The organism is Streptomyces nigra (assembly GCF_003074055.1).
GTDB classification, from domain to species: Bacteria; Actinomycetota; Actinomycetes; order Streptomycetales; family Streptomycetaceae; genus Streptomyces; species Streptomyces nigra.
In genome coordinates this window covers 7,235,972-7,248,866 of sequence record NZ_CP029043.1, presented here as the reverse complement: position 1 = coordinate 7,248,866, position 12,895 = coordinate 7,235,972, and the positions used below count along the sequence as shown (strand labels likewise).

Here is a 12,895-nt window from a genome sequence, read left to right as displayed (position 1 = left end):
GCTAAATCGAGCTTCTGTTCTGACCGCCGGGCCGGCCCTCGGTTCCGGCGGTGTGGGGCTCGTCGACCAGGCTGATCCGGGCCGTGATGCGCTTGCCGACCTCCTCGCGCTGGGCCGAGAAGCCCTGGGAGACGGCCATGACGATCTCCAGACCGTGCTGTCCGACCCGGCCGGCGTCGGCCGCCCGGGCCACGGGCAGCACGGGATCGGAGTCCCACACCGCCACCTCCACGGCGTCGCCGTCGATGCTCAGGTCCATCCGGGCCGGACCGGGCGCGTACTTGCGGGCGTTGGTCACCAGTTCGCTGACGACGAGCTGGGTGAGGTCCATGCCGCGCTGGGACAGGGGCACCCCGTACTCGCTCTGCGCCCGGGTCAGGAAGGCGGCGGCCATGTGGCGGGCGTCGGCGATGGCGGTGCCGTCCCCGTCCAGCGCGACGCTCGTGCGCAGCACGGCACTCTCCGCGGCGCCCGCCCTCTGCATGCCCGTGGGCTCTGGATCCCTCATCAATGCCTGCGCTCCCCGTTCGTCCGCCCGCGCCTACCCACGCGCGGCCGGTCCACTCCCCACGCCCGGCCGCCGTCCGGCCCGCCTCCCCGGCGGCGCCGTCCGATCCTGCCACCCCCGGCTTACGACGGCGCTCGGGCACGAACTCCCAGCGTGCAGTATCGCCCACCCGGCGCGGGCCTGCACGGCCGACCCGGATTCCGGACGGCACGGCCCCCTCAGGCGGAGCCGGGCTGCCTCGTCGGGATGCGTGAGGTGAAGAAGAGTGCGAGGGCGCAGGCGAAGGCGAGGATGGCGAGGGCCGCGCGCAGTCCGTCGAGGCGGGCCTCGGCGTTGGCGTCCAGCGCCGCCCGGGCGACCTCCTCGTCCACGCCTTCCTCGTCCAGCGCTTCCCTGAGCTGAGCGTCCGACAGGAACGTCACGCCGCTCTCAAGTTGTACGGCGGCCCGCTCGCCGATCTCGGGCGGGACCGCCGGGTTCTGCTCGAAGCTGGTCAGGAACGACGAGGCGAGCACGCCGATCAGCAGGGAGCCGGCGAGGGCGGTGCCGATGGACGAGCCGAGGTTGGTGACGGCGTTCTGGATGCCGCCGACCTCCGCGCTCTGCTCGTCCGGCACCGCCGACACGGTGACCGCCCCGAGCTGGGAGGCGAGCGCGCCGGTGCCGAGGCCGATGAGCAGGAAGGGCACCGTCACGATCTCCGCCCCGGCGTCGGCGTCCAGCGCGGCCATCAGGACGACCGCCCCGGCGAGCAGCGCCAGGATGCCCAGCCGGACGACCCGGCGGGGTGAGACGTCGGGGAGGAAGCGGGGGATCAGGGTGGCCGCCGCCAGCAGGGTCAGCGACAGCGGCAGCAGCCGTGCGCCGGTCTGCAGTGCGGACAGGCCGAGGGCGATCGACAGATACAGCGGGACGACGAAGAACACGCCCATCAGGACGAGGTACTGGAAGAAGAACATGGTCAGCCCGCCGGTGAGCTGCCGGACCCGCAGGAGTGCCGGGTCGACGAGCGGATCGCGGTGCCGGGTGACCAGATGTGCCTCCCAATACAGGAACACCCGGATCAGCAGCACACCGGCGAGCATCAGCCAGATGACGAGCGATACGCCGAGCCAGTCGGGGGCGCCGGGCCGGGGGCGGAACCAGCCCCATTCGTCGGAGCGGAGCACGCCGTACACGAAGGTGCCGAGGCCTAGCGCGGACAGGGCCGCGCCGATGAGGTCGAGGCGGGGGCGTCCGGCGCTCAGCGGGTCGCGGATGTGCCGGGCCACCACCAGGATGACGGCCACCACGGCCATCTCCCCGGCGAACACCCAGCGCCAGGAGAGATAGGTGGTGGCGAAGCCGCCGATCAGCGGGCCGAGGGCGATCGCCACGGCACCGGCCGCGGCGACGAGTCCATAGGCGGCGGGCCGTCGTTCCGCCGTGAAGTTGCCGGCCACCAGGGCCACGATCGCGGGCAGGATGAGCGCCGCTCCGACGCCCTCCAGGAAGGACCAGCCGAGCAGCAGCACGGGCAGGTTCGGGGCGAGGGCGGTGGTGAGGGAGCCGCATCCGTAGATGACGCAGCCGATCGCGAAGGCGCGGCGGCGGCCGATGACGGCGCCGACCTTGCCGCCCGGGATCATGAGCATGGCCATCACCAGGGTGTAGGCGGTGATGGCGCCCTGGATGCCGGTGACCGTGGTGCCGACGTCGTCGGCGACCGTCGCGATGGAGACGTTCATGACGGAGCTGTCGAGCGCCATGAGGAACTGCCCGGCGGCCAGCGTCCACAGGACGAGCCGCCCTTTCGTCGCACCCTCGGCCGTGCCGGTCCCGGACGTCATGAGCAAGGCATTGCCGCCCGTCCGTGCCGTGCCCTGGCCTGGCGGCGGAGTTCAGCCGCTCGGCGCACACACGGGCGAGGCGTGCGGGGCCCGTCCGCTCCCCCGTGGAGGGCGGCCCGTCGCACGCCGTCGCCATGCCGTCAGCCGTCCGAGCCGCACATCGGGTCGTCGAGGGCGGTGACCGTGTAGGGCGGGGTGCCGGGCGGTTCGTCGTTCTGGCTGTTGACGACGTACAGGCGGCATCCGCGGCGGGCGAGGGTGGTGGGCAGGTCGAAGGTGTCGCCGGTGACGCGGTGCACGACCGTGCCGGTGCGCAGCTCCGCGTCGAGCCGGGCGATGTACACCCCGTGCGGGGCGCCGTAGTTGAGCACCGCGTACAGGGTCCGGCCGCGCAGCACCATGCCGTCCGCGCCGAACGACGTCTCCCCCAGGTCGAGGCGGCCGATCTCGCGGGTGGCGGTGTCGATGCGCCATACGGCCTCGGTGCCGTTCGAGGCGACGAGGAGGGTGCGCCCGGCCGGGTCGGCGACGATGCCGTTGAGCAGCCAGTACCGGTCGGGGAAGCCGGGGAACGCGCCGCGCATGTCGGCCCACGGCTCCAGCGGGCCGACCCGGCCGTGGTGCAGCCCGGCGCGCAGGACGACCGGGTTGGCCCAGTCGGTGACGTACACGGCGTCGGGCGTGATGACCAGGTCGTTCAGGTCGGGGGCGCCGAGGGGTCCGGCGGGGGCGTCCACGGCCTGCAGGAGGCGTCCGTCGGGCGCGTGGACGGTGAGCCGGCCCCGGCCGACGGAGAAGACCCGGCCCGCGCGGTCGGTGTGGACGCCCCGGGTGCTGTCCCGGGATGTGGCGCCCTCCGCCGGGAAGGGCCGCATACGGGGCGAGGTCACCCGGCCCCGGTACAGGGCACCGGTCGCGTCGGAGGACACGTACATCGTGCCGTCGGCGCGGACGTCGATGCCCTCGGGCAACGTGCCGGGGGTGTGGGAGACGACGTAGCTGCCGGGGAGCGGCCGGCCGGTGCCCGCGGCGGGCACGGCGGCGGTGCCGACCAGCAGGGCCGCGGTGACGAGCGCGGGCGCGAGGAGTCGGTGCGGTACGGACATCTGGCCTCCAGGAGGTCATGGCGCAGGGGGTCGTGGCGTCGGCGGGGGCGCCGGATCCGCACGCAGGATCGCCGTCCGTGGAGGGCCCGCGCCCGTCCTTTCGGGCAGGGCCGAAAGGACGGCCGCTCCGGTAGCCTGCCCGGCGTGTTACGGATACGGTTCGGCCCGGCCGACCTCGCCCGCGTCACCGTGGCCACGGCGCCCGACGTCCTCCTGGAGACGGCCCTGAGCGTCCGTCACCTCGTGGCCCCGGCGCCTGGTCCCGCGGGCCGCCGGGGCGAACTCGCGGCCTGGCGGCGGGCGGTCGCGCCGGGGCTGGCGGCCCGCGCGGGCGTCCTGACCCGGCTGGTCCGGCCCACCGGTGGACTGCCGGACTTCCTGTACCAGCCGACGGCGAGGGACGCCGCGTCCGCCGCCGAGCTGGCGGCCCGGACCCCGACGGCCCGGCTGGCCGCCGAGCTCGCCGTCCTGCCCGAGAACCCCACCGCGTCCCTGACCCGGGACCTGGCGCAGGGATCGCCGGCCGCGCGGCGGCGCCTGGCCGAGGACCTGACGCGCTATCACCGCTCCTCGGTGGCCCCGCTGTGGCCCGCCGTGCTGAACGCGGCCGCGGCAGACCGCGCGCTGCGCTCGGAGACCCTGCTGCGCGGCGGCGTCGAGGCGCTGCTCGCGACCCTCCAGCCGGGCTGGCGCTGGGAGCCGCCCGATCTGCTCGTCCCGTTCGGGTCCTCGCACACCGTCGAGCTGTGCGGCCGGGGGCTGCACCTCGTGCCGTCCTACTTCGCCGCGGGCGCGCTGCTCGTGTACGACCCCTCGGCGCCGACGGTGCTCGTCCGTCCGCTGCCCGTCGCCGACCGCGCGGTCGCTCCGGGCGACGTACTGGGCGCGCTGCTGGGCCGCACCCGGGCGCAGGTGCTGGCATCGCTGTCGACACCGGCGGGGACGACTGCCCTGGCCGAACGGGCGGCGGTCTCCCCGGCGACGGCCAGCGAGCACGCCTCGGTGCTGCGGGCGGCGGGACTGATCACGACGGTGCGGGACGGCAGCCGGGTCCTGCACGCGCTCACCCCGCTCGGGGAGGCACTGCTGGCCGGCGGGTGAGGCACCGGACTCAGAAGCCGGGCCGGGGAACTGATCGTCCGCCTGCGGCGTAGTGAAGGGCATGGCACAGGGCGGAAGCACGATGGGTGAGGAGCCGGGCTGGGGCGAGCTGCTGGGGGCCTTCGTTCTGGTGGCGTCCATCCCGGTGGTCGTCGGCGGGGCGCTGATCTGTGCGCTGGTGGGACTCTCCGTGTGGGTCTCTTCGGCGGTACGGCGGCGGCGTACTGGCGGGGGCGGGGGCACGGAAGCGGTGTGCGATCCGAACGGTCCGGCCTGATCCGGACGAGAGGCCCTAGCCTGGAACGGTCCCCGGCTGTCGGGACCGTGTCCGGTGCGGCGGCCGCCTCTGGTGAGCGAGGAGTCCTCATGCCCGCGCCCGGTGCCCCGTCCTCGTCGCTGCGCACGATCGGGGGCACGCCCCTGGTGCGTCTGAGCCATCTCGTCCCCCAAGGGGCGGCGGACGTCCTGGTGAAGGTCGAGGGCGGCAACCCGACCGGAAGCTACAAGGACCGGATGGCCCTGGCGATCATCGAGGGCGCGGAGCGCCGGGGTGCCCTGAGGCCGGGGCAGCACGTCGTCGAGTACACCGGGGGCAGTACGGGTTCCTCGCTGGCCTTCGTCTGCGCGGTGAAGGGGTACCCGCTGTCGCTGGTGTCGTCCGACGCGTTCGCGCCCGAGAAGCTGCGCACCATGCGGGCGTTCGGCGCGGACGTCATCGTGCTGCCGAGCGAGGGCGGGCGGATCACACCCGAGCTGTTCGTACGGATGCGGGAGGCGGTCGAGGAGATCGTGAAGCGCGACGGAGCCTTCTGGACCGATCAGTTCCACAACACGGACGCGCTCACGGGTTACTCCGAGCTGGGCCGCGAGATCCTCGAACAGACCGGTGCCGACGGGACGACGGTGGACGTGTTCTGCGCCGCCGTCGGCACCGGCGGCATGTTCGCCGGAGTCTCCACGGTGCTCCGCGAGGCCGGCCTGCCGCGCGCCGTCGCACTCGAGCCGGCGTCCTCGCCGATGCTGTCCGCCGGCGAGTCAGGCCCGCACCGGGTCGAGGGCGTCGCCACCGGGATCGTCCCGCCGCTGCTCGCGCACGGCCCGTTCGACGAGGCCCGCACCGTCGAGGAGCAGGAGGCCCGGCGGCTGGCGCTCCCGCTGGCCCGCCGGGAGGGCGTGTTCACGGGCACGTCCGGTGCCCTCAACGTCGCCGGCGCGCTCCGCCTCGCGCGGGAGGCGGGCGCGGGACACACCGTCGTCACGGTCGCCCCGGACACGGGCCTGAAGTACCTCGCGGGCGATCTGTACGCCGACTGACCGACTTCCTCGCCGCGCCACCTCTGGACAGGTCCGCGTCAACGTGCTGTCATGCCAACGGCCGTCATTTCCAACGTTGTAGAGCATGGCGGCGCCCAGCGCTCCGCCGTCTTGCCCACGCCTCCCCACGTACGTGCGCGACATCGTCGTCCCCCTCGATCGCCCCCTATCGGAAGGCAGGTCCCCCATGTCGCTGAGTCGACGGGCATTGCTCGGTGCGGGTTCGTTCTCCCTCGGAGCGGTGGCTCTCGGCGCTCCTTTCTCCGGGGTCGCGTCCGCGGCGCCCGGACCGGCGGCCGAGAAGCCGGTGCCGGACCGGTTCCTGCGGCTGCGCCCGGGCAGCATCACCGCGCGCGGCTGGCTCGCCGGACAGCTGCGGCGCCAACTCGACGGCCTGTGCGGGCGGTTCGAGTCCGGCTCCCACTTCCTGGACTTCTCGGCGACCGGCTGGGTGCACCCGGAGCGCGGCGGCTGGGAGGAGGTGCCGTACTGGCTGCGGGGCTATGTCCCGCTGGCCGTCGCGACGGGCGACGCCGCCGCGCTGAAACGGTCGCGGGTATGGGTGGACGCCATCCTGGCCACGCAGCAGAGCGACGGCTTCTTCGGTCCGCGTGCCCTGCGCACCTCACTCGACGGCGGCCCCGACTTCTGGCCGTTCCTGCCGCTGCTCCAAGCCTTGCGCAGCCACGAGGAGTACACCGGCGACCCGCGCGTGGTCCCGTTCCTCGTGCGCTTCCTCCGCTTCATGAACGCCCAGGGGCCGGGCGCGTTCGACCGGAGCTGGGTGTCGTACCGCTGGGGCGACGGTCTGGACATCGCCGTCTGGCTCTACCGCCGTACCGGTGAGGCGTTCCTGCTCGATCTCGCCGCGAAGATGCACACCCACGGTGCCGACTGGACCGGAGCCACCCCGAGCCGGCACAACGTGAACATCGCCCAGGGTTTCCGTGAGCCCGCCCAGTACGCGCAGCTCACCGGTTCCGACGACCTCACCCGGGCCACGTACAGCGCCTACGACAGCGTCATGGGCGAGTACGGCCTCTTCCCCGGCGGCGGGATGGCCGGTGACGAGAACTACCGGCCCGGGTTCACCGACCCCCGGCAGGGCTTCGAGACCTGCGGCATCGTCGAGTTCATGGCCAGCCACGAACTGCTGACCCGCATCACCGGCGATCCCGTGTGGGCGGACCGCTGCGAGGAGCTGGCGTTCAACATGCTGCCCGCCTCCCTCGACCCCGAGGGCAAGGCCATCCACTACATCACCAGCGCCAACGGCGTCGACCTCGACGACCGGGCGAAGACACAGGGGCAGTTCCAGAACGGGTTCGCCATGCAGGCGTTCCAGGCCGGTGTCGACCAATACCGCTGCTGCCCCCACAACTACGGCATGGGCTGGCCGTACTTCACCGAGGAGCTGTGGCTGGGGACGCCCGACGGCGGTCTCGCCGCCGCGCTGTACGCGCCCAGTTCGGTGCGCACCCAGGTCGCGGGCGGCACGACGGTGACCGTCACCGAGGCCACCGACTATCCCTTCGGGGACACGGTCACGCTCACCGTGTCGACTCCCCGCCCCGTGCGCTTCCCGCTGCTGCTGCGCGTCCCCGGCTGGTGCCGCGACCCCGAACTCCGGTTGAACGGCAGCGCGTTCGCGGCCTCGGACGGCCCGTCCTGGGCGCGGGTGGAGCGCACCTGGCGGGACGGCGACACCGTCCGCGTCCGGTTCCCGCAGCAGGCCCGGCTGCGGAGCTGGCCCGGGCAGCACGGCGCGGTCAGCGTGGAGCGGGGCCCGCTCACCTTCTCCCTCGCCATCGGGGAGGAGTACGAACGCATCGGCGGCACCGACGCGTTCCCCGCCTACGCCGTCCACGCCACCACGCCGTGGAACTACGGACTGGTGCCGGAAACCCCGCTCACCGTCACCCGCACGGCGTCCCGGGTCCCCGGGCAGCCGTTCACCCCCCAGGCGGCACCCGTGCGGATCACGGCACAGGCCCGTCGCATACCGGAGTGGATCGCGGACGACGAGCACGTCGTCGCACCGCTCCAGGACAGCCCGGCCCGCAGCACGGCGGCCGTGGAGAAGGTGACGCTCATCCCGTCGGGCGCGGCCCGGCTGCGGATCACCTCGTTCCCCACGGCGACGCCCGACGGCCGGCCGTGGACCCCGGAGCCGCCGTTCCGCCGGGTGCAGAACAAGCACAGCGGCAAGGTGCTCGCCGTGGACGGGATGTCGCTGGAGAACAGCGCCCGTGTCGTGCAGTTCGCCAACACGGGGACCGCCGACCACGCCTGGCAGCTCGTGGACCGGGGCGACGGCTGGCACCTGATCCGCAACGGCCACAGCGGCAAGGTCCTGGGGGTCGACGGCATGTCGACCCAGAACAGCGCCCGGGTCGTGCAGTTCGAGGACAACGGCACCGACGACCATCTGTGGCGGCTGGTCGAGGACGGCGACGGCTGGTACCGGGTGCTCAACAAGAACAGCGGCAAGGTGCTCGGGGTGGACGGCATGTCGACCGCGGACAGCGCGCAGGTGGTCCAGTTCGAGGACAACGGCACGGACGACCATCTGTGGCGCTTCCTGTGACGGCCCCGCGGCTCCCTATGGGCTATCCCGTCATTCCCGGTGCATCGCAAGGCGGAGGGCCGTCCGCATACTGGATGTATGCGGACGACCCGACAACGCGGCGAGGTGCCGTAGCCGGCGTCGCGCGCCCGCCGGGAATTGCGGGACAGCCCTTAGGGGGTCGCCCGGATCTGCTCCAGCCATTCGGCGGCCAGCGCCCGCCCTCCGGGGAGCTGGTCGTCGCGGTCCCAGCGCCAGGCGGTGACGATCGCCAGGACGAGGGTCCGGCAGCGGCGCAGAAGGTCGTGGTCGGCGCCCGGGTAGTGGGCACCGACCTCTTCGGGCGCGTGGGCGAGGTCGAACTCGACGGGCCCGCGGCAGCAGGTCTCCAGGTCGATGAAGAGCACCCCGCGGTCCGTGGTGAGGACGTTGCCGGGGTGCGGTTCGCCGTGCAGCAGCTGCTCGGCGCCGCCGTGCTCGCTCACGGCCTGTCCGAGGGTGCGCAGCGTGTCCGCGAGCAGGGTCCGGTCGGCGTCGGGGAGGTCCGGCGTACGGGTGTGGTCCGCCACGAGCCGGCGGGCCTGAGCGACCCGGTCCGTGAAGTGGGGTGCCGGGACGTCGAGGGCGCGCATGTCCGTGTGCAGCCGGGTCAGGGCGGCCGCGTACGCGGCGGGCGGGACGTCCGGCAAAGCGGCGGGCGGGTAGTACGTCCACAGTGTGATCACGAAGCCGTCCCGCTCGTACGGTCGCGGCGCGACGCGGGGGTCGAGGGCGGCGACGGGACTTCCTGAACCGGCGAGCGCCTGGGCCAGGGTGATCTCGAAGGCCGCCACCTGCTCGGTCGCGGGTGCCACCCTGGCCAGGAGGTCGCAGGGCAGCAGACGCAGGGTCAGCTTGTTGGAGTCGTTCAGGACGACCGCTTCGTCGGCGGGCAGGCCGAGCGAGGTGACGACCTCCAGGGCCGCGGCCTGTGCGCGGGACGCCTCGGTGCGGTGCATGATCGTCCTGCCTCTCCGCCGGGGACGCGACGTGTCGGCGATCATGCCAGGGTCCCGGCGGGGTCCGCCTCCCGGTTTGCGGTCACGCCTCCCAACTCGGCCCGGTAGGTTGCTCCTTGCCGGGTTGAACAGGCCAGATCTGGAGGGCTTCGCGTGACCGAGATTTCCGCTGCGTCGAGGGAGGCGCGCAAGCGCATCAAGACGGACCAGCCGCACACGGCCCGCATCTGGAACTACTGGCTGGGCGGCAAGGACAACTACGAGGTCGACCAGGCGGCCGGGGACCAGATCCGCGGCCTGCACCCGGGCATCGGCGACTACGCGCTGGCCGACCGCAAGTTCCTCGGGCGGGCCGTGCGGTACCTCGCCGGCGAGTGCGGCATACGGCAGTTCCTCGACATAGGCACCGGTCTGCCGACCGCCGACAACACGCACGAGGTGGCCCAGCGCATCGCGCCGGAGTCCCGCATCGTCTACGTCGACAACGACCCCATCGTGCTGGCGCACGCGGAGGCCCTGCTGACCAGCACGCCTGAGGGGCACACGGCCTACCTGGACGAGGACCTGCGCAACGTCGACGCGATCCTGCAGCAGGCGGAGCGGACGCTGGACCTCACCCAGCCCGTGGCGCTGATGCTGCTCGGCGTCGTCATCTTCATCGAGGACGACAAGGAGGCGACCGGGATCGTGAGCCGGCTGATGGACCGGCTGCCCTCGGGCAGCCACCTGGTGCTCTCGCACACGGTCACGCACCCGGACATGCCGGACGTCGACGCCGCCGTCGCCTTCTGGAACGAGCACGGCACGCCGAAGCTGACCCAGCGCACACCGGAGGGTGTCGCCCGGTTCTTCGACGGCCTCGAGATGCTGGAGCCGGGCGTCGTCTCGTGCAACCGGTGGCGGCCGGACGAGAGCCTGGCCGGGCTGCCGGAGGACGTGGCGATGTTCGGCGGTGTGGGGCGCAAGGCCTGACGCGTCCGTCCCGGAGCCGATCGTGCTCCGGACACACGACGGGGCGGCCAGTCATCGCTGCTGTGCCGCCCCGAAGTGCGTCCCTGCTCCACCCGCCGGTCGAGTGCCCCGGCGAGGCCCCCTCACACTCGTGATCCAAGAAGTTTTTCTGGTCGCCTCAGGCCTGGTGCGTGGGCGCCGCCTCGGTCCGGGCCTCGGCGGCGGACGACGTGATCACCTCGGAGCTCGCCGCGCGGCCGTCGCGCCGCTCCAGGGCGCCGCCCGCGAAGGCCAGACCGAGACCGGCTACGGCCAGGGCCGCGCCCACGAGGCTCGGCGAGGCCCATCCCCAGCCCGCCGAGATGGCGAGGCCGCCGAGCCAGGCGCCACCGGCGTTGGCCAGGTTGAACGCGGAGTGGTTGGAGGCCGCCGCCATCGTCGGGGCGTTCTTGGCCTTCGCCATCAGCAGCATCTGGACGGGCGTCGTGATGAGGGACCCCATGGCGCCGATGAACGTGATCGTGATCAGCGCCCCGACCGTGCTGTGGACGGTGAAGTAGAACGCCACCAGCGCGGCCGCGAGCAGGGCGAGACCGCCGTACATGGTCGGCCGCAGGGCGCGGTCGGTGAGCGGGCCCGCCACCAGGGTGCCGAGCGTCATGCCCACGCCATACAGGGCGAGGACCAGGGTGGTGGAGGAGTCGGAGATGCCGGTCAGGTTGGTCAGCATCGGCACGAGGTAGCTGTAGACGGCGAAGAAGCCGCCGAAGCCGATCACCGCGGTGCCCAGGCCGATCGCGACCTGCCGGTTGCCCATGGCCCGCAGCTCGTGCCGGATGCCGGACTGCCGGCCGCGCGGCTGGTCCGGGACGAACAGCGCCAGCGCGATCAGCGCCAGGACCCCGATGACGGCGACGGCGCCGTAGGCGGACCGCCAGCCGAGCTGCTGGCCGAGCGCGGTGCCGGCCGGGACGCCGACGATGTTGGCGATCGTGAGTCCGAGGAACATCTTGGACACCGCCCGGGCGGCCCGGTCGGGGGCGACCAGCTTGGAGGCCACGACGGCGCCGACGCCGAAGAGCGCGCCGTGCGGCAGGCCCGCCAGGAAGCGGGCGGCGAAGAGCAGACCGAAGTCGGGGGCGAAGGCGGAGGCGACGTTCCCGACCACGAACAGGGCGGACAGCCACAGCAGCAGCCGCTTGTGCGGGACGCGGGCACCGATACCGGTCAGCAGCGGCGCGCCGACCACCACGCCGAGCGCGTAGGCCGAGACGACGTTGCCCGCCTGGGGCACGGACACCCCGATCCCGTCGGCGATCTGGGGCAGCAGCCCCATGGTGGCGAACTCGGTGGTGCCGATGCCGAAGGCGACGACAGCCAGGGCCAGCAGAGCCAGAGGCATGGTGCGGGTGAACCTTTCGAAGACGGTGGTCCGGGACTATGGAGGAGCCGAGAGGCCGAGGTCACAGGAGTTTCTCGACCGGCCGCGTCGAGCACCGTTGCCCAGCGCACCGCCCCACGCAGGGCAGGCCCATCAACACGGCAGCAATCACGGACCTGCGCGCATTCCTGGATCGAGCCACAGAGCGACGTGATCTACGTCATGTGATGACGTGCCGGTGCGCACCCGGTCACACCGTGCGCTCCGCGATCGTCCCGCCACCGCCGTACGCGTCTCGCGCGTACAGTAACTCGTATGCCTTTACCGGAAGTTGGGTGGCCCGGGCCACCGCCCCGGGAGCGGGCTCACCCGCTCGGATGCTCTCGGCGCGCAGAAGATCGTCACGCTGTGCATGGTGAGATCATGAACACCACACCGCGCCTGAAGAAGGCCATCTCCCGCATGCCGCGCACGCTCGCCGTGACCACCGCCGTCGGAATCGCCTGTGCCGCGGGCCTGGCGACCGCGGCCCCCGCCATGGCGGCGCCCACCACTCACGCCGCCGTGCAGGCGGCCCCCGCCGGCGGCGGGGAGGACCAGCAGTGCGGCAACGGACTGCTCGTCCTGCTGAACTTCTGTAACTGACCGACCACTCGAACCGACCCCACAGCCTCCCCAAGGCGGTCAGGCACAAAGGCGAGTGACTTTGTGCCTGACCGCCCTGACGCGCGCGACCGGTCTCAGACGCCCACCTGCCGGGCCGGGACGGACGGCCGTACGGAGACGGCGGAGCGGCGCTGTTCGGCGGCCGTCGCCCGCGCGGGGGCGACACTGCGCAGCCACCAACTGGACAGCCCCAGCAGGCCGGTGAAGACGACGAGGAGCAGCACGGACGTCCACATGGTCCGGCTTCCGGGGGACGAATACGCCGTCCCGAGGCTCGTCGACGCCCACAGCAGGGCGCCGGCGGCGTAGACGGTGCGCATCCGGCGCAACTGCCGGGCTATCGACCAGGATTCACGGGACTCGCTGTGTGCTGCCATGCGCGCCGTGTACCCCGGTCCGCGTCGTACGCACCTGCCATCTCACACATCTCCGGAACCACTGGCGGGCCGGGTACCGGCTGCGCGTAGGCTGCCGT

At 72.8% G+C, this 12,895-nt stretch carries 12 protein-coding genes; 6 read left to right on the top strand and 6 right to left on the bottom strand.

Translation table 11 applies throughout. The features are described 5' to 3' along the window. Position 1: 1 nt before the first annotated feature. The 3 genes from DC008_RS33340 to DC008_RS33330 all read right to left on the bottom strand — a co-directional run bounded on the left by DC008_RS33340 (position 2) and on the right by DC008_RS33330 (position 3,443). Entirely contained in the window at positions 2-508 is a 507-nt protein-coding gene (locus tag DC008_RS33340; protein ID WP_235075281.1) for an ATP-binding protein, read from the bottom strand. 218 nt (positions 509-726) lie between these two features. Further along, positions 727-2,337 carry an MFS transporter gene (locus tag DC008_RS33335; protein ID WP_108710204.1) on the bottom strand — a complete coding sequence of 537 codons (1,611 nt, stop codon included), beginning with the start codon at positions 2,335-2,337 and terminating at the stop codon, positions 727-729. A 140-nt stretch (positions 2,338-2,477) separates the two neighbouring features. Beyond that, positions 2,478-3,443: an SMP-30/gluconolactonase/LRE family protein gene (locus DC008_RS33330; protein ID WP_108710203.1), complete on the bottom strand. Its 966-nt coding sequence runs from the start codon at positions 3,441-3,443 to the stop codon at positions 2,478-2,480. Positions 3,444-3,587: 144 nt separating this feature from the next. Between DC008_RS33330 and DC008_RS33325 the strand changes: the two genes are divergently transcribed. The 4 genes from DC008_RS33325 to DC008_RS33310 all read left to right on the top strand — a co-directional run bounded on the left by DC008_RS33325 (position 3,588) and on the right by DC008_RS33310 (position 8,445). Further along, positions 3,588-4,544 (top strand): ArsR/SmtB family transcription factor, encoded by a 957-nt coding sequence (locus DC008_RS33325; RefSeq protein WP_108710202.1) that lies wholly within the window; start codon positions 3,588-3,590, stop codon positions 4,542-4,544. Positions 4,545-4,605: 61 nt separating this feature from the next. Further along, complete coding sequence (locus tag DC008_RS33320) at positions 4,606-4,821, top strand: hypothetical protein (RefSeq protein ID WP_235075278.1); 216 nt, start codon at positions 4,606-4,608, stop codon at positions 4,819-4,821. Between the two features lie 89 nt (positions 4,822-4,910). Beyond that, positions 4,911-5,858, top strand: a complete 948-nt coding sequence (locus DC008_RS33315) for a PLP-dependent cysteine synthase family protein (RefSeq protein ID WP_108710200.1) — start codon at positions 4,911-4,913, stop codon at positions 5,856-5,858. A 187-nt stretch (positions 5,859-6,045) separates the two neighbouring features. After that, positions 6,046-8,445, top strand: coding sequence for an RICIN domain-containing protein (locus DC008_RS33310; protein WP_108710199.1), 2,400 nt, complete (start codon positions 6,046-6,048; stop codon positions 8,443-8,445). A 152-nt stretch (positions 8,446-8,597) separates the two neighbouring features. Here DC008_RS33310 and DC008_RS33305 read toward each other — a convergent pair whose 3' ends face one another. Further along, a complete protein-coding gene (locus DC008_RS33305) occupies positions 8,598-9,422 on the bottom strand; it encodes a phosphotransferase (protein WP_108710198.1) in 825 nt (274 codons plus the stop codon). 153 nt (positions 9,423-9,575) lie between these two features. Here DC008_RS33305 and DC008_RS33300 point away from each other — a divergent pair, with 153 nt between their 5' ends. Beyond that, complete coding sequence (locus DC008_RS33300; RefSeq protein ID WP_108710197.1) at positions 9,576-10,394, top strand: SAM-dependent methyltransferase; 819 nt, start codon at positions 9,576-9,578, stop codon at positions 10,392-10,394. 157 nt (positions 10,395-10,551) lie between these two features. On the opposite strand, the gene DC008_RS33295 is transcribed toward DC008_RS33300, so the two are convergent. Further along, entirely contained in the window at positions 10,552-11,775 is a 1,224-nt protein-coding gene (locus tag DC008_RS33295) for an MFS transporter (RefSeq protein WP_108710196.1), read from the bottom strand. Between the two features lie 402 nt (positions 11,776-12,177). On the opposite strand from DC008_RS33295, the gene DC008_RS33290 reads away from it, so the two are divergent. Then, positions 12,178-12,399 carry a hypothetical protein gene (locus DC008_RS33290; RefSeq protein ID WP_055620249.1) on the top strand — a complete coding sequence of 74 codons (222 nt, stop codon included), beginning with the start codon at positions 12,178-12,180 and terminating at the stop codon, positions 12,397-12,399. Positions 12,400-12,494: 95 nt separating this feature from the next. Here the strand turns inward: DC008_RS33290 and DC008_RS33285 are convergent, their stop codons facing one another. Next, positions 12,495-12,797, bottom strand: coding sequence for a hypothetical protein (locus DC008_RS33285; RefSeq protein WP_123954050.1), 303 nt, complete (start codon positions 12,795-12,797; stop codon positions 12,495-12,497). Positions 12,798-12,895 lie beyond the last annotated feature (98 nt).

What these genes read in the sequence shown, in the direction of transcription:
- DC008_RS33340 (WP_235075281.1), bottom strand. Translation starts at nt 508, where the DNA reads ATGAGGGATCCAGAGCCCACGGGCATGCAGAGGGCGGGCGCCGCGGAG.
- DC008_RS33335 (WP_108710204.1), bottom strand. Translation starts at nt 2,337, where the DNA reads ATGACGTCCGGGACCGGCACGGCCGAGGGTGCGACGAAAGGGCGGCTC.
- DC008_RS33330 (WP_108710203.1), bottom strand. Translation starts at nt 3,443, where the DNA reads ATGTCCGTACCGCACCGACTCCTCGCGCCCGCGCTCGTCACCGCGGCC.
- DC008_RS33320 (WP_235075278.1), top strand. Translation starts at nt 4,606, where the DNA reads ATGGCACAGGGCGGAAGCACGATGGGTGAGGAGCCGGGCTGGGGCGAG.
- DC008_RS33315 (WP_108710200.1), top strand. Translation starts at nt 4,911, where the DNA reads ATGCCCGCGCCCGGTGCCCCGTCCTCGTCGCTGCGCACGATCGGGGGC.
- DC008_RS33310 (WP_108710199.1), top strand. Translation starts at nt 6,046, where the DNA reads ATGTCGCTGAGTCGACGGGCATTGCTCGGTGCGGGTTCGTTCTCCCTC.
- DC008_RS33305 (WP_108710198.1), bottom strand. Translation starts at nt 9,422, where the DNA reads ATGCACCGCACCGAGGCGTCCCGCGCACAGGCCGCGGCCCTGGAGGTC.
- DC008_RS33295 (WP_108710196.1), bottom strand. Translation starts at nt 11,775, where the DNA reads ATGCCTCTGGCTCTGCTGGCCCTGGCTGTCGTCGCCTTCGGCATCGGC.
- DC008_RS33290 (WP_055620249.1), top strand. Translation starts at nt 12,178, where the DNA reads ATGAACACCACACCGCGCCTGAAGAAGGCCATCTCCCGCATGCCGCGC.
- DC008_RS33285 (WP_123954050.1), bottom strand. Translation starts at nt 12,797, where the DNA reads ATGGCAGCACACAGCGAGTCCCGTGAATCCTGGTCGATAGCCCGGCAG.